This is a genomic window from Acidobacteriota bacterium (assembly GCA_022340665.1).
Lineage (GTDB): Bacteria > Acidobacteriota > Thermoanaerobaculia > Thermoanaerobaculales > Sulfomarinibacteraceae > Sulfomarinibacter.
Genome location: JAJDNM010000096.1, coordinates 22,749 through 39,455, shown reverse-complemented (window position 1 = coordinate 39,455; position 16,707 = coordinate 22,749). Strand labels below are relative to the sequence as shown.

Below are 16,707 nucleotides of genomic sequence, written 5' to 3'. Positions count from 1 at the left end.
GATACAATTGAAAGCGATGTCTGAAGAGAGAATCGGGCGCTATGAGATCGAAGAGACGCTCGGACGAGGCGCGATGGGGGTGGTCTATCTCGCGCGTGATCCGATCATCGATCGACTGGTGGCCCTCAAGACCCTTCGCGTCGATCTCGACGCCGATCATGCCGAGGAGTTTCGCGAGCGATTCCTGCGCGAAGCGAGGGCTGCCGGCCGACTCAACCATCCGGGAATCGTCACCGTTCACGACGTCGGAGAGGACCCGGAATCCGGGCTCATGTACATCGCAATGGAGCACGTCGAAGGTCAGGACCTCAAGCAGATTCTCGCCTCCGGACGAGTGTTCCGACCATCCGAGGCAGCGCGGATCGCGGCCGATGTGGCGATTGCACTCGACTACGCGCACTCGCTGGGCGTGGTCCACCGCGACATCAAACCCGCAAACATCATCTTGACCGACGATGGAACCGCCAAGATCACCGACTTCGGGATCGCACGCCTCGAAACCTCGAACCTGACGGTCGACGGCCAATTCATCGGCACACCGAACTTCATGTCACCGGAGCAGATCACCGGCAAACAGGTCGACGGCCGTTCCGACATCTTCTCCCTCGGCGTGGTCCTCTTCTACCTGCTCACGGGACAGCGCCCGTTCGGTGGCGATTCCATGCACGAGGTGACCCTGCGGATCGTCCAGGAGCCCAGCCCCATCCCGTCGACCATCAGCCCGGAGATTCCCGCGGCTTTGAACCCGATCGTCCTCAAATGCCTCGAGAAGCAGCCGGAGGCTCGATTCCAGACCGGTGCCGAACTCGCCGAGGTCCTCGGAGCCCTCGCCCGCTCGCTGGTCCAGCGGCACCCCAACGACGCCGCCCAAACCGCGATCTACCAGCCCGACCTCGCGACCCGCATGCACGGGGATGGAGACACGGTGCCTACCGGCGAAGTCCCATCATCGGGCCTTGCGGGACGCCTGGGCGAGCTGCGTGGCAGGATCCACCTCCCCGAGTGGGCCGGTTGGGAGGTCGAGTCACGGTGGGTGTGGGGGATCATCGGAGCGGCAACCCTGCTGCTCCTCCTCACCGTCTTCGGTTTGCGAGCCAGGGTTGACCGTGGACCATTCGTCGCGCCCTCCGTCGCCTCGAGCCGCAACCTCCACATGGTCGTCGAGTCGATCCAATCCGCTGAAAATCAGCTCCGGTCCGGAGATCTGATTGGCGCCCGCACCTCGATCAAGGCCGCTCTGGACCAGGTACCGAGTTCACCGGCAGCGAGAACTCTCGCCCACAAAATCTTCGACGCGATCGAGGAGGAACGAACAAGTGCCGAGAACCAGCGGCTGGTCGCCGAGCTGGTGGCTGAGGGCCGACGCTTCTACCGCAGCGGCAACTACTCGGAGTCTGCACGCGTCTTCCGAGAGGCCCTCGAACTTGATCCACGCAACGAGATTGCCGCCTCCTATCTCGAGCTTTCTCAGGAGAGGTTGCACCGCGCGCGAGCCCGCCCGGTGAGCGGCCGCGCGGGTCGGACTTCTGAAACCGTGACCGCGAACGCTCAACCGCTTCCCACGCCGACGCCGGAACCTGGGGTGGCGCGAATCACGGTGTCCTTCGATTCCCCGATTTCGTCGGGCATCATCTCGATCACCCTCGACGGTGGAAGCCTCGCGGAGGTACCTTTCGACTTTTCCACCAAAGGTTTTCTCGGCTTCAAACGTAAGGGGCGCGGTACCGTTCGACGGGTGATCTTCTCACCTTCCGGGACCCACAAGTTCGGCGTCCAGCTGCTCGACCAAGATCGCGGCCGTCTCGGCTCGCAGAGTTTCAGGAAAACCTTGCCGGCGGACAGCGAATGGACGCTGCGCATCGATCTTCCCAACAAGCGCGCGCAGCCGGGCTTCTTCCTCGTACAATCCGCGAAGTGAGGGATTCACAGCTCCGCCGACTTGTGCTCCGAACCTCGTGGGGGGAGCTCACCCTAGTCGGCGGGTCTCGCGCTGGCGAGGGAACGCTCATTCTGCTGCCGCAGCTTCATCTCGCCCTCGACGCGGGACGCCCGCATCGCGCTCTACCCGCGATGACGACAGCTCTGGTCAGTCACGGCCATGCCGACCACCTCGGAGGCCTCGCCTACTGGGCCAGCCAGCGCCATCTCCAGTCGATGGGACCGGCCCGTCTCATTGCGCCAAAGGATATTGCGCCGGGGGTCGAGGAGCTGCTCGCCGTCCACGCCCGGCTCGAGGGCGGCCAGCCATACGAGATCGAGGTGGTTGCCGCGGAAGCCGGCGACCGTCACCGACTGAGGCGCGACATGGATCTCGTGTTCTTCCCGACCGATCACTGGGTGCCCACCCTCGGGTCGCGCCTCCTCTGGCGGCGCCAGCACCTTCGCTCCGAGCTCAGCCAGATGCCGGGCGAGGAGATCGCACGCCTCCGTCAAGCTGGTGAAATCGTCACCGAAGAGAGCGAGGCCAACATCCTCGCCTACTGCGCCGACTGCGGTCCGGGGGTTCTTCAAACCGAGGAACAGGCCCTCGAGGCAGAGGTGCTGCTGATCGAGTGCTCGTTCTACCGCCCCGGGGATCGCGATCGGGCTTCCCGCTTCGGCCACATGCACCTCGAAGATCTCCTCGGCGGAATCGAAAGACTCCGGTGCCAGCATCTGGTGCTGCTGCACGCCTCCCGGCGCCACCGCCTGCGCGAGGTCGAGACCATCCTCGACGAACGGCTGCGTCCCCTCCTCGACTGCTCACTGCATCACCTGATGATCGACTGGGATTGACTCCGCTTCCCCGAGTTTTGAGTGTTGAGTTTTGAGTTGTCCCCCACCCACCCTCAATGACAGCGGGAGGAGGGGCGGGAACTCAAAACTCAACACTCAAAACTCAAAACTCGAAACTTCGAAGGTGTCAGCCTTCGAAGTCACCCGCTGCGGTCATGATGAGCCGGTCGGGGTGGAGGTGTGTGCGGATGGCCTCCATGACCTCCTCGCGGCTTACCGCGAGCAGCTCCTCCGGAAAACGATCGAGCCGTTCGATCGGCTCGCCGGCGGTGAGCGCAGTCACCAGCTCGCGAGCGACGCCCGAGTTGGTGGCGAGGCCGACCCGGTAGGCACCGGAAAGGGCCGACTGTTCGTCCGCGAGCTCGGCCTCGGAAGGTCCCTCCTGAACATAGTCGGTGATGACCTCGCGGCTCATTTCGACTGCACGATCCAGATTTTCGACCGAAACCCCCAGCGACGTCGCCCAGGGACCCGGCACGTGAAGGGTCCCGAAGAAGCGGCTGTAGATCCCGTAGGTGAGGCCCGCCCGATCACGGACCGCCATTCCGAGGCGCGAGGTCAAGGTCGACTGGCCGAGGCACGAATTGGCCAGGACCGCAGCCGGGTAATCCGGCTCACCGCGCAGCACCTCGGCGGTGTGGCCGAGAAAGACGTCGATGCTGGGACGATCGGCGATCTGTATCGGTTCTTCGGGCGGTGCGACCTGGTCGCCTGCGGCTTCCGGCAGTTCGACCACTCCGGTCGCCTGCCAGTCTGCGAGCCGATTTTCGAACAGTGAGGTGACGTGATTCGATTCGACATCGCCGACCACGGCCAGAACGAGATTCGCGGGGCCATAGGCAGCGGCATGAAAAGCCTCCAGCTCTTCGCGCACCAACGATCTGACCTCCTCCTCGCGTGCCTCGATCACCCGTCGATGCAGCGGATGGCCGGTCGGATAGAGGCCGCGAGTCAGCGCCGCGAAGGCGCGGGCGGATGTCTCCTGCCGTTCACGGGCCAAACTCCCAAGAACCTGCTCGCGCAGCTTTTCGAGCTCCTCGACCGGAAAAACCGGACGGCGCAGCACCTCGACCATCAGCTCGACCATGCGCGGCAGTTCCTCCGCGAGTCCCTGGGCCGAAAAAGAGACGATCGTCGGCGTTCCTGAAGAAGCCCTCACCACCAGTTGCAGACCGTGATCTTCGAGCTCGACAGCGAGGCCCAGGCGATCGTACCCGGTCGTCCCACGATCGAGCATCGCGGCGGTGAGTCCCGGCACCGCGAAACGGCCGTCCGTGGCGTATGCCGGCCCGGCGAGGAGGGTCCCGGCAACGGTTGCAGTGGGCGCGTGGGGATTGGCGAGGACGGCGAGGCGGGCTCCACCCGGCAGCAGGTGGCTCGTGACCCGCTCGGCGAAGGGCGTTGTTTGACCCATCACACCCCTCCCGCTTCCGGCACGAACCACCCGACCGTGAGATTGCGATCGGTGAGGTAGGACGCCGCCACACGCTGCAGATCCGCTCCGTCGACTGCGCTCACGAGCTCGAGCTCGCGCACGAATCGACGCCAATCTCCCATCGCTACCGCCTCCGTCAGGCCGGCAACAATCTGTCCGGGCGACTCGTGGTGGAACGCGAGATCGGTGCGGGTCTGTGCGAGAGCTCTTCGCACCTCGTTCCGTTCGACCGTTTTCGTCGCCACCGCAGCAACCTCGTCCCGAATGATGTCTTCGACCTCGCGATGGCCGACTCCGGGTGCGATCGTCGCGAATATCTGAAACAGGCCCGGATCGTGAAGCTCCATCGCATAGGCATGCACACCGAGGCAGAGGTTGGTCTCTACCAGCTTTTGATGGAGACGCGAGGTCACGCCGTCTCCGAGAATCTGGGTCAGAACGGAGAGTGGTGGCAGGTCCTCGTGCAGGCCCTCCGGAATATGCCAGCTGAGGACCAGATTGCCGAGCTCTCCCGCCCGATGAACGTCGAAACGTCTTTCACCGCGCTGCTCCCGCTCGCGAATCGTGACCTCCGGTATCGGAGCGGGTGCCGGCTCGCGACCGCCGAAGCCGCGCTCCACCTCGTCCAGCATCGCCGCCTCGTCGAGATCCCCAGCCACGATCACGGTCGCGTTGTCCGGGTGGTAATAGGTGTTGTAGAAGCCGCGGAGAACCTCGCCTTCCATCCTCTCCACGTCGCCACGCCAACCGATAGTCGGGTGGCGGTATGGGTGTTCGAGGTACGCGATGGCGAAGGACGACTTCAGAAGAAGGTCGAAGCTGTCGTTCTCCCCGGCGTCGAGCTCGTTGAGGACCACGGTCCGCTCACTCTCGAGGTCCGAGTCCTGCACCAGGGCGCCGCGCATGCGGTCGGACTCGATCTCGACGGCCAGCTCGAGCCGGTCGACCGGCAGGACCTCGTAGTAATTCGTCCGGTCGAGCCAGGTGGTTGCGTTGAATGCGGCGCCCACCTTGTGCAACTCGCGGGCAGCCTCGGTGCCACGATCGCGATTGAACTTCTCGGTTCCTTTAAACATGAGGTGCTCGAGGATGTGGGTGGCACCGGTATGGCCGGGCAGCTCGTGGCGCGAACCCACACGGTAGACGATGCCGAACCCGATCACCGGGGCGACCGGCGTCGGCACCGTCAGCACGGTCAGGCGGTTGCCAGAGTGACGCCACTCGGAAACGCCACCTTCGCTGTCGATTTTTTCGAACGGATGTGTCAATTCTCCTCCCTCAGCCAGGATGTAGAGGGTAAAGAGTTAAGAGCACAGAGTAAAGAGTTGCGAGTGAAGTGAGTTTTGAGTTTTGAGTTATGAGTTTTGAATTACCCCCGCCCACTCACAACGTCATGGGAGGGGTGGGTGACAACTCAAAACTAAAAACTAAGAACTCAAATCTGATGTTCGAGGTGGGTGAGTGACTACTCGATTTCCGTCGGTCTCGGCTGGTTGGAGTCGTGCCTGGCGGTCACCGTGATCATCGCCCGGTCGATGGACTCCACCTCGGTCGCAGGGCGCTGCACCCTCCCGACACGCATGGTCTCGCCCTTGCCGGCGTCGAGGCGGCCGGAGAGGAAGATCTTCTCCTTCTCGCCCGACGAGTGATAATCGACGATCATCCTGATATCCGCGCGGCAGCCATCGCCTTCCCGGCACTCGAGGACGCACGACCAGTCGGTGTAGTCGGGATGCAGGGTGGCGCGCATCTCCACCAGCCTGACGGCCAGGTCACGGGACACCACCGCAATGTCATCGGTGCGAATTGCCTGGGTGGTTGCCTCCGGTGGGTGCTCGGTCGGCGGCGGCGCGCCACAGCCTCGCATCAGCCAGACCGCGAGCACCACGGCCGCTACGACAGCGGCCGCCAGCAGAATCCTGCGCCCTGTCATCGCTACTCGACCGGCGTCGGGCGAACCTCGACTCCGGTGACTCCGCCGTGCTCGAGCGGGAGGTTGCTCGGATGGGGAACCCCACCGGCGCCCGTGTAGTCGGGCGTGCGCGTAGTCTCCTGGCTCATCCATATCACGCTCGCTCGAACGTCGGGATGGGCACGGCCGGCCGGCGCTTCTCCAGCGAAGCTGTGGGCGAAGACACCCGTTTCGTCCGGACCGAGATAATTGGTCACCGCCACCTGGCCCCGCCACGGTTCCTCAGTGCCGCCAACCGCGGCCTCGAGCTGAACCCGGACATTCTGCACCGGGGTCGAGGTTCGGTTGATCACCTCTCCCTCGACCGACCACTGGCCTTCGCCCGCAGGTGTGACGCGGATGCTGTTGAGCACCACGCCGCCCCCCTGCTGGAACCCTTCCGGAACGCCTCCCCCGGAAGCGGCCGTTTCGCCGGTCTCTTCCTCATCACCAACAACACCACTGCCCTTGACGTGGCGGACATCTCGGTCGCTGATCGTGAGGCTCGAGCCCTCTTTTTCACTCAGGGTGGCCGTATCCTTGAGGGTCCGCCCACCCGACAGCGTGCCGGTCGAAGCTTCCGCCGCGCCGGCGCCTTCAGCAGCCGGGCCGGCCGCCGCGGCTTCGGCCGCTCGCAGCGCATCGAGATCGACATCCGCCACGTCGTAGGCGACCTGACGCCCGTCGGCCAGCTTGAGCATGATGTACGATCCGGTCAGCCGATAGCTCTCCGCGGTGATGACGGTCCCGTCACGCAGGGTGACGTCGACCGCCGCAGCCGTACCGGCGATCAGCAGCACCAACGCCAGGCTCTGGACTGTCCGCAGCATGGCTCAGTCCTGCCGCCAGTTGGTCACGACATGGCCGGTGACGTTCGGGAACTCCTCGGTCTCGCCCGACGCGAACGCGCTTTCGGTAAATGTCACGTAGGTGGTCCCTCCGATCGTGTAGGTCTCCATACCAGTATATATGTCATCGTTCTCGCCATAGTCGCCCATGCCGCATTCGAACCACAGGTCATACGAACGGCCGAGGCCGGCGGCGTTGCACTCCACGATCTCTCCCGAGCCGTCGACGTTGGGAGTCGCGGTCGGAGTTGGCGTCCCGGCGGGGTTGAGCGGGATACAGACGTCCGGCTTGTTGTGGACAGCCACGGCGTTCGGCTCCGGATCGAAGGTCGGGAAGAGCACGTGACCGTTGATCACGGTGGCATCGAACACCGTCTTTTCGTTGGGGCGTAGACTCAGGTACCAGCCGAACTTGCCGTTGGCCGGATCGAGGGCCGAGTTCTCGCAATCGAAGTCGCCGTCGAGCTCGTCGTAGTTGATGGCCGTCAGACTCCCCTTGCCGCGGGTCGTGGTGTCGTCGCCGTCGAGCAGGAAGAAGAAGTGATCCACCGGACCATCCGGTTCTATGTAGAAGGGAAGGTTGGCACGGTCTCCCGAGCCGAGGACCACGCCCCAGGTGTAGCCCGACCCGCCGAACAGCGCCGGCACGGTCACCGGTCGGGTGAAGAACTGCTGCCGGTCCGGGAACCCGCCATCGGCGAACGTCGGGCGGAAATCGAAGAGCCTGGTCAGCGTCCCGACATCGGCGCCGGTGGCTGCGGAATCCGACGGGGCCGGGAACTGCAGCCGGTAGACGCTGCCGTCGGAATCGGCGAAATAGATGCGGTCGTGGAATCCGTCGATGTCGGAATCGAGCGCAGTCGGGCTCGACGGAACCGCCACGCCGAGGTTGTGCTTGTACAGAATCGCGCCGGTTTCGATGTCGACGCCATAGATGAAGTTGCCCGTCTGGTCGGCCTGGTTCCGGTCCCAGCCGCCGCCGAAGAAGGCCACGAACAGGTCGTCCGGGTCGGCCGGATCGGCGGCGTTGTAGATCGCGATGCGAGCGATGGCCGGCTTGGACCAGGTCCAGCCGAGGTCCCAATACGGTGAGCACTGAACTCCGACCAGCCCGACGGGGCAGTTGGAATCGACATCGCTGGTGTCCGAAAACTCCCACAGCACCTTCGGGTACTCGCCGTCGCACCCGCTCGCAGTGCCGTCGAGGCAGCCGGGGAACTGATCGCTCGGCACCGCCGGGATGAAGTCCGGCGACGAACCGATCGGATCGGGCTGGGTGATGTCGAGCGCGACCATGCCGCGGCCGCCGCGGCGCATGGTGGCGATGGCGACGGTGCGCCACTCGCGGTCGGAGTCACCGTCGTAGTCGATGAAGACGTCACTGGTGGCGATCGAACCGTCCACCATGTACTGCTGGGACTCGCCGTAGGTCATGTTGTAGAGCTTCCGTGCGACCGCGTGCGGCACGTAGGCGAAGAGCTCGGAACCGTCTCCGAGATCATGCTGCTCGTTGTACGTCTCGGCCGAGGAGCCGCGATTGCGGTCCCAGATTCCGCCGTCGAAGGCGTGCAGCATGCCGTCGTTGGCACCCGCATACACCACCCGCCGGCGTTTGGACTGTGTGTCCATGAACGAGGCATAGTCGTGCGCCGAGCCGTAGCCGTAGTCGAAGAAGAACATCGATCGGTTGGGGGGGCTGACGATGACCGGCTGCGAGTGATAGAAATCGCCGAGCACCGAGTAGCCACCCGGACGCGGGTCCGCCTGAGGATCCGGCGTCGCGCTGGCATCGTTGTCCATCCAGATGTAGCGCAGGAAGTTGACAATCTCCTGGGTTTCGAGGTCGGTGACGCCGCCCGGGAGGTTCATCAGGTTCTGGAAGTAGAGGCGGAGCACCGCATCGCCCGCGATCTCGTCCAGATCGTGCCGCACCCAGCTGCCGCTGCCGTCGGAGGCCATGAAGACGTAGCGCTCCGGGGATGCGGCCGCGAGCTGATCGGCCAGACGCGCATTCGCATCCCACGCGTTGCCGCTGACCGCCTCGACCACGAGCTGCGCTGCGTCGACCTCGCAGGTGTCCGCGTCGGTCGGCAGCACCGGTTGGGCCTCGTTGAGTGCGAACCCGTAGAGATTGCCGTCCCACACCGACGCCTTCCCCTGGGGCAGGAAGTACGGATAGACGACCAGGAAGTCCTGCTCGGTCGCCGGACCACCCCGCGACGACGGTGGCGGCGAGACCTTGAACGGCACGAAGGAACGCTCGTCGTCGGTGTTGATCTGGGAGATGACGTTGTACAGAGCGTCCTTGAGCTCGGAGGCGTTGCGGGCGCCGAAATACTGGGCGTCGGTGATGTCCGAGATGCAGGTCAGCTCCGGCGGCGCGTCGTTCGCCGATTCGGAGAACCCGATGGTGAATATCTTCGCCGGGTCGACACCGGCGACGTTCGGGCTGGCGAAGAGCTCGGCCGCCTGGCCCGGATCGCAGGCGAACTGACCCGGCACCGAGCAGGTGTCCGCACCGTCGGTTATCAGCACCACGTACCACTTGCGGCACTCCATCAGCGGGTCGTGCTCCCAACGCCCACCCGGTTCGCGCTGCTCGACGTACCAGTCGTAGGCGTCCATCAGCGTGGCGCCGATCGGCGTCGCGCCGTCCGCGACCAGGGGCACCGGGTTGAAGGATCCGCTCATCGGATCCTCATCGAAGTTGTCCCCCCAGCTGAAGTTGCCCAACCCGTCGGAGACGAAGTTGACCGCGGTGGCCGTGTCCTGAAGGTAGTGCCGGACCTTGTCGATGTCCGAGCTGATGATCGGGTCGGGAAGGTCGACCAGGAGCTTCCACCCGTCGCAGTAGGTGTCCGTGTTCCCCGGGGTGGGCGCGGTGGTCGCGACGTCGATCTTGCGGTCCGCGATGTTGCGCGCGGCCGAGTAGTCGATCAGACCGCCCTCATACAACCGCTTGAAGATCAGCGGCTCCCGGCTGGCCTCGCTCCACGCCGTCCACGGCGTGCACGGCTCCGTGATGTTGCAGGAATCGCCCCACGACGAGTACTCGAAGTTGTCGAAGTAGTTTTCCGGCTGGAACGAAGCGTCGGAGCCCGAGAAGAGGCCGATACCGCCGGGCGGCAGCGTCACTCCATAAATTGCGAAGTCGTCGATCCATTCGACGACGGTGAACCAGTCGCTTTCGAGCGGGCAACCTGTGGCGTCGCATTCGAACTGCTTCAGCTGCACCCTCACGTAGCCGCAGTAATAGTCGAGCCGCAGGCGGTAGCAGCCGCCCTCGGCGACGGTGAAGTACTTCTGCCAGGTGGGGTCGGCGGTGGCGTCGACCAAGCCGGACGGCATGATCAACGGGTCAACGTCGACACCGTCGATGCGTTTGCGAATATTCCATCTCGCCTTCCTGCCCGGCGTCTCCGACTGGGCCGGGATCTCCGAGAAGTAGAAGACGTAGGCGTCGTCGACATATCGGTCGCCGTCGGTATCGCTCACCGCCCAGGCCGCGCCGATCCGCGACCCGTCGCTATCGCCGGGCGAGAAGTCGAACTCGATGCGGACGTTCGACTTGTCCGAGATGGGGATCGGTCCTGCCGGAAGGGTGTCGCGCACCACCAGCAGGTGCTGACCTTCGGGGGTGGGGCTGACGACCGGATTGTCACTGCCGTTCTCGAGCAGCGCCTGCCCCCACCGGTTTTGAGCACAGGACGGAGCGTAGATGGCAGGGTTCAGTTTCCAGTCACCGTAGACGGCGTCGTTGTTGTCCCAGTTGAAATCCATCCACGGTGACAGGTCGACACCACTGAAGTCGTCGGCGTCGATCGGGCTCGGCAGGCCCGGCGGCAGCTCCAGCTGCGCCGAGGCGACGCCCACCCCGCCGAGGAAAACAACGAGGGCGCAGGCCGCGAGAGCGCTCGCGCGCGGGCCGTAGGACGCGGTCGATCTGAAGGCGTGTGTGTGCATGTTCATCTTCAACCTCCGTCCCTACTCGATCTCTTTCGGCGTCTTGGTCGGCGTGGGCGATTTGGTCCACGTCGGCGTCCTGGTCGGCGTCTTGGTGTAGGTCGGCGTGTTCGTCGGCGGCCGCGTGTTGCTCGGCGTGTAGGTGTAGGTCGGCGGTCTGGTGTTGCTCGGCGTGTAGGTTCTGGTCGGCGTGTTGGTGTCACGCGGCGTGTTGGTGGGCGTAATCGGGCGCGGCGTGTTGGTATTGGTCGGCGTGTTGGTGATGGTCGGCGTGTTGGTGGGCGTTACCGGCGTCGGGGTGTTGGTGGCGGGCGGCGTGTTGCTCGGCGTGTTGGTCGGCGGCACCGGCGTCGGCGTCGGGGTACCCGCCGGCAGGGTCACACAGTCGCTGACCGGGCATGTCTTCTGTTCCGGATCGTCCGGGAAGAAGAAATCGAGCTCGACGCAGACGTTGCCGATCCAGGCTCCCGAGTCGAGATAGGCGAACCAGTCCGCACGAGTGTCGCCCGGGCTGATCGACACGTCGACGTCCGAGCAATTGCCGCCGCCAGCGCTGTAGGGTGGCACCACCAGCGCCGGCGAGGTCCCGATGTTGCTGGTCCAATAGCGGTCGTTGCAGCTGCCCTCGAAGGTCAGATAGTCGATTTCTGGCGCGCTGGACTGGGACTGGGTAGCAGCCCAATCGATGTTGGTCCGCGTGAGGTAACCTGAGTACGGAGTGTAGTTTCCGACGTCCATGTTGATGCGGTCAACCAAGTCGGGCCGGCCGTCCGGGCCGACCTGAAGCGCCAATGTCAACCGCATGTCGGAGCAGTCGAGCGGCAGCGGGGTCGGCGTCATGGTCGCGGTGGCCGTCGGGGTATTGGTCGGCGTCGGCGTTTGGGCGGTGCCGCAGACGCGCATCGCGACCTGCTCGACCGCATCGACGTAGAGCACCCAGTCGTAGGTGTTGTCCTCGTCGTAATCGGGGTCCGGAGAGCCGTCGAGATCGTAGTCCTCGCCCATCAGGTCGTTGACCAGCTCGTTGCCGACCGGCACCTCGTCGCCGGTCATCGGCGTCCCGTCCGGATCGAGAATACCGAGCGGGTGGTTGGCGAGGCCGGTGTTGGGGTTGGTCGGCGGGATCTCGAGCCGCACGCGCCGCTTGAACTCGACCTGGCTGCCCCCGAAGCCGAACACGGTGCCGGTGTTGTCCAGCCAGGTGGTGAGGCAGCCGTCGTCAGGCTGTTCGGCCGAAGTAGTTTTCCAGCCGACGCAGTTCGGGAAGAGCCTGGTCGAGGGGTCGCCGTAGTACCAGGCCTCCGGAATCAGGTTGCCCAGGCCATCGCGCACCCCGGTGTCGTAGAAGGGGAAGAGGCCGTCACCGCAGATGGTCTCGTCGTTGGTCGGATCGGCGTCCCCCTTGTTGTCGAGCAGGCAGCTGCCGAAATAAACCGGCATCAGATCGTACGGCAGGAGCGGGTCGACGTCGAAGGCGCGCACCGGCCCGTAGCGATTCTCAACCCCGGCCGCGCCGAGATTCGGATCGAAGTACGGGGTGTAGCCGATCATCGACGCCTGATGGATGTCCGACGGGTTGTCGAGGGGAACTCCGGTGAACGTCTCGGCGTAGCCGAATCGGTAGGCATATTTGGTCTCCATCAGATGGAAATGGTCGGCCCGATAGTCGCCCAGGGACGAGTCCCAGATGCCGACGCCTTCGTAGACCCAGTGCTTTTGTGGAATCGGGTTCGAGCCGTCCGCAGGCGGTGCCTGGGCGTAGCCGGCGAGCACGTAGTTGGCCTGGGTGACGTCGGCGAGGAACTCACGCAGGACCCGCTTGGCGATGCCCATGCGCGAGTACGGGTCGTCACCCCCACCCGGCTCCATGCCGTAGGCGACCAGCGAGTTCATCTGGTAGCCGGGTTCCTCCGGGCTGCCGACCATCGAGCGGGAGGTGTCGAGGATGAAGATCAAATTCGGCGGCGCCGCCAGCTGGCGCAGGAAGTCCCGGTCGTCGGCCACCGCAGAGCCGGCCAGCACCACGGCCATCGCCACTGCCAGCCAGGCTATGTTTCGTTTGCTCAATCTCATGACAGCCCCCTCGATCGATGGGTCAGTAACACAGGTCCACGGGCACGAATTGTTCTTCCAGGAAGGGGAAGGCCGAAACGTCGGCCTCCACTCCCGCGCGGGTGAGTCCGGCCAGGCCGCCGATCGCCCGCTCGGCGTCCGAGCGGAGGTGGAAGTGGCGGGTCTGGAACTCGGGAAAAGACGATGGGATGCCGTTCGCGATCACCGGGGTCGCCGGCTGCGCTTCGCAGAAATCGGAGATGGTGACGGCGAACTGCCCCTTGAGCAGGCCCGAAAGGTTGGGATCATCCTCGAGGATGAACGAGCCGGGTGTGCCGATGGCGCCGAGCTGGATCATCTCGATCTGCATCATGGCGCCGGCATCGGCGGCGTACAGGGCCTTGGTCACCCAACGGTCGGTGCCCGCTGCCTGCAGGCCGAGCGAGGTCTGGAGCAGCAGCCCCATGCCGAGGAAAACCAGCACCAGGGAGACCATCAGTGCCATGATCAACGCCGCGCCGCGCTCGCGCGAGCGATCGCGGCCGATATCGACGGTGGTGTCTTCGATCCGCATCGTGCCTCCGTCAGAAGAGATAGTTGCGCAACGCGGCGGCGACCCCGATGGTTCGCCACTTGGCGCTGCGGTCGACCTTGGTGATATCCAAATCCTCGACCGCGAATGTCTCGGGCGGTTCGATCCAGTCGGTGACCGATCGGCTGGTCCGGCCGAGGACGGTGATCCGCGCACCGATCACCGTGGCGCCGACGACTGCGCCGGCCGTCGGCGCGGCCATCCAGTTGTCGACCTGATTGTCATCGTTCGTGTCGACGCCGAGCGCCACCTGCAGGTTGCCGATGTTGACCGCCACCGGCTCCGACGAGGCACCCCCAGCGCTCGAGTTGGCGCGCATGCGCTGGAGCGTGAAATCCGGGTCGACGTAGTAGGTGTAGGACTCGAGGACCCCGACCCGGTAGACGTCGAAGGGGACGGGCGTGACCGACACCCCGGCGGGGTTGAGGTTGCTCCACTGCGCGGAGCCCGCCATGAAGTCGATGGTCAGGGTGCGGTCGGGCGCGGTGCCGGACATCGTTGACTTCGAGTCGATCTGACCGACAGCGTACTCGCCCTGATCCAGCCGGCCCATGAAGAGCACGCCGCGGCCCTCGAGGCCGGCGACGTCGACCAGGTTGAAGTTCTCGTTGATGACCTGTCCGGCATGCGACTCGCGAACCGTGATGACTCCGGAGCCCATATCGGTGCGGTCACAGAAGAAGGGCGCGATCTCGAAGAAACCGCGCATGGTCAGGACGTCCGAGCCCTCGACGGCGGCCACCGATCCGAACGGCGTGGTCGCCGTCCCGCCAGTGGCGTTCGAGGTCAGCTCGCCGGCCATCCAGCGGTCGACACCGCTGACGTTGGCGGCGAAGGGCATCACCGACGAGCCCATCATGCGCGCGGTGCGCATGATGTGGTAGGCGGCGAAACGAACGTTCTCCTGGGTATCGGCGAGGGACGTCTCGACCACCGAGATCCTGGACGAGGTATCGAGCAGGTTCAGCAGGCCGATCATAATCATCGCCAGAAGGGCGACCACCACCAGCATCTCGATCAACGTGAAACCTTGTTGCCTGAAATCCATGGTCATCATCCCGGAATCTTGAGGCTGGTGACTGTCAGCACCCGTCGGCCACGCAGCACTTGGTTGGTCGAGGTGACGGTCATCGAGATCTGCTTGAGGTTCGGCACCGCACCTGCCGCCAGATTCCAGCCTCCGGACCCGGTGCTTGCGTCAGTCCAGTTCTGGACCACGTAGTCCTCGACGGTGTAGCTGATGTTGAAATTCGGGTTGACCGGAGGCCAGTTGCGCGGCGTTCCCGCGGTGCGGATGAGCGCTGCGTCGTCGAACGATCTCGCCTGCAGGGCCTCGAGCGCGAACCGCGCCTCCGACGCGAGCACCGCGTAATCGTGGCCGGAGGCGTTGACGATCATCGAGTGGGAGAAGAGCCCGGCAATCCCCAGAGCGACGAAGCTGAGGATCACGATCATGAGCAGGATTTCGACCAGGGTGAAACCCTCGTCGCGGGAACCGCGTTTCACGCCCCTCTCCATCAATACCTCCAGAACCTGATCTCGTCGGACCATGAATCGTCGTATGGGTTCCACATCTCGGTCGTGACCGTTCCCGAACCACCGCGCACCATGATTCGAATGGTGTTGAGGTGTTCGTCCATGACCTCGACTGCTCCCTGCCCGACACCGATGGCGCCGGCCGCGTTGGCGATCGTCGTTCCGTTCGGCAGGAAGACGATTCCGCGAGGGTCAGCCGACGACGCCAGCTTGAAGAAGGGATTGCTGCCGTCCGGGCCGATGAAGAATCGTTGCTGGACCGTCCAGCGTCCGACCTCGTCCTCACCCGCCGTCATCAGCCCGTCCTCGTTGTCATCGACCCACGCGAAGACGTCGCCGCCCTGCTGCTGAGCGTTGTCTTCGAGGATCTGCATGGCGACCCTGCGGCCGTGCTTGACGGCATTGACCCGCGCCACCATGGTCGCCTGCTCCAACATCCTGACTTCGCTGAGCAGCCTGGCGCGCACCTGAGAGCGCCACAGGAGGGGGTACCCGACCGCCACCATCATCGCGATGATCGTGACGACGATGAGGATTTCATGGAGGGTGAACCCGCGCTCGCGACGCCAGGCTCGACCAACCGACGGGACGGATGATTGGTATTTCATCATTCTTAGCATGCGTCTCTTGCCACGAGACCGTCAAGAGTGCAGTGCAGACCTTAAAAAACCTTTGACAATCAGGAAATTACGGCATTTTCCAGAGAGTGGGCTCTATTCCTGGTTCGAGGCCCTCATATCGCTCGGTGCGTCGCTGGTCGGCGGCTCTCGTTTCCCTGGCTGTTCAGGACCTGAACAGCTCAGAACTTCCAGTGACGCAGCTCTTTCGACCACCCACCGGCTTTGTCATCCCACATCTCCTGGATCACGGTCCCCGTGCCGGCCAGGATCAGGAGCCTGATGTCGTTCTGGTAGTGGTCCGAGACGATGATCGCGCCCTGGCCCACGCCGACCCTGCCGCTGTTGTTCGCCATCACCGTCCCGTTGCCGAGGAACATCACCCCGCGAGCGCCACCCTCGAGCTTGAAGAGGATGTTGGCGGGGTCCGGTTTGAGAAGGGTCTTCTCTCGCATCGGCCATCTGCCAATCACCTTGTCGGAAGGGGCATCGAGGCCTCCGTTGCCATTCTCGTCGACCCAGGCAACCACCACGCCACCTTCCTGGACGGCGTTGGAATCGAGGAAGCGGACGGTGACGCCCTGGCCGCTCTTGAGCGCGTTGGCCCGCGCCACGGCGACCGCCCGTTTGAGGATGTCGGCCTGACTCAAGAGGCGGGCACGAACCAGCGACCTGCGCATCGTCGGGTAGCCGATCGCTATGACGAGGCCGATGATGAAGATGACGACCATCATCTCCCAGATTGTGAAGCCGCACTCGCGACGGCGCCGACGGCAGGACAGCGATGGTCTCCCGATATTCATCGTTTCAAGCATGCGGCCCCAATCCTGCTGGAGTCAAGGGCGTAAAATTCCGAATTCTCGATTTTGAATTTTGAATTACCACCCACCCTCCCGTTCTCTGGGGGATCGGGCGGGAATTCAAAATTCAAAATTCAA

Annotated in this window: 13 protein-coding genes; 2 read left to right on the top strand and 11 right to left on the bottom strand. The window is 64.3% G+C overall.

Annotated features, from left to right (window positions below; genetic code table 11):
- Positions 1-1,918 (top strand): protein kinase (locus LJE93_11600; protein MCG6949549.1); only part of this gene is annotated, 1,918 nt, incomplete at its 5' end.
- Positions 1,915-2,775 carry a hypothetical protein gene (locus tag LJE93_11595; GenBank protein ID MCG6949548.1) on the top strand — a complete coding sequence of 287 codons (861 nt, stop codon included), beginning with the start codon at positions 1,915-1,917 and terminating at the stop codon, positions 2,773-2,775. The genes LJE93_11600 and LJE93_11595, both read left to right, overlap by 4 nt.
- 127 nt (positions 2,776-2,902) lie before the next feature.
- Here LJE93_11595 and LJE93_11590 read toward each other — a convergent pair whose 3' ends face one another.
- The 11 genes from LJE93_11590 to LJE93_11540 all read right to left on the bottom strand — a co-directional run bounded on the left by LJE93_11590 (position 2,903) and on the right by LJE93_11540 (position 16,572).
- A complete protein-coding gene (locus LJE93_11590; GenBank protein ID MCG6949547.1) occupies positions 2,903-4,189 on the bottom strand; it encodes an insulinase family protein in 1,287 nt (428 codons plus the stop codon).
- On the bottom strand, positions 4,189-5,478 hold the full coding sequence (locus tag LJE93_11585; GenBank protein ID MCG6949546.1) for an insulinase family protein: 1,290 nt from the start codon (positions 5,476-5,478) through the stop codon (positions 4,189-4,191). The genes LJE93_11590 and LJE93_11585 overlap by 1 nt, the downstream gene beginning before the upstream one ends.
- 197 nt (positions 5,479-5,675) lie before the next feature.
- Positions 5,676-6,143: a hypothetical protein gene (locus tag LJE93_11580; protein MCG6949545.1), complete on the bottom strand. Its 468-nt coding sequence runs from the start codon at positions 6,141-6,143 to the stop codon at positions 5,676-5,678.
- A gap of 2 nt (positions 6,144-6,145) precedes the next feature.
- Entirely contained in the window at positions 6,146-6,991 is an 846-nt protein-coding gene (locus LJE93_11575; GenBank protein ID MCG6949544.1) for a hypothetical protein, read from the bottom strand.
- Between the two features lie 3 nt (positions 6,992-6,994).
- Positions 6,995-10,978 carry a hypothetical protein gene (locus LJE93_11570; GenBank protein ID MCG6949543.1) on the bottom strand — a complete coding sequence of 1,328 codons (3,984 nt, stop codon included), beginning with the start codon at positions 10,976-10,978 and terminating at the stop codon, positions 6,995-6,997.
- 15 nt (positions 10,979-10,993) lie between these two features.
- Positions 10,994-13,045 (bottom strand): hypothetical protein, encoded by a 2,052-nt coding sequence (locus LJE93_11565; GenBank protein MCG6949542.1) that lies wholly within the window; start codon positions 13,043-13,045, stop codon positions 10,994-10,996.
- A 22-nt stretch (positions 13,046-13,067) separates the two neighbouring features.
- Positions 13,068-13,598 (bottom strand): hypothetical protein, encoded by a 531-nt coding sequence (locus tag LJE93_11560; GenBank protein MCG6949541.1) that lies wholly within the window; start codon positions 13,596-13,598, stop codon positions 13,068-13,070.
- A 10-nt stretch (positions 13,599-13,608) separates the two neighbouring features.
- Complete coding sequence (locus tag LJE93_11555) at positions 13,609-14,664, bottom strand: prepilin-type N-terminal cleavage/methylation domain-containing protein (protein MCG6949540.1); 1,056 nt, start codon at positions 14,662-14,664, stop codon at positions 13,609-13,611.
- A 5-nt stretch (positions 14,665-14,669) separates the two neighbouring features.
- Positions 14,670-15,122: a type II secretion system GspH family protein gene (locus tag LJE93_11550; GenBank protein ID MCG6949539.1), complete on the bottom strand. Its 453-nt coding sequence runs from the start codon at positions 15,120-15,122 to the stop codon at positions 14,670-14,672.
- Between the two features lie 11 nt (positions 15,123-15,133).
- Positions 15,134-15,760, bottom strand: a complete 627-nt coding sequence (locus LJE93_11545) for a GspH/FimT family pseudopilin (protein MCG6949538.1) — start codon at positions 15,758-15,760, stop codon at positions 15,134-15,136.
- 191 nt (positions 15,761-15,951) lie between these two features.
- Positions 15,952-16,572, bottom strand: a complete 621-nt coding sequence (locus LJE93_11540; protein MCG6949537.1) for a GspH/FimT family pseudopilin — start codon at positions 16,570-16,572, stop codon at positions 15,952-15,954.
- Positions 16,573-16,707 lie beyond the last annotated feature (135 nt).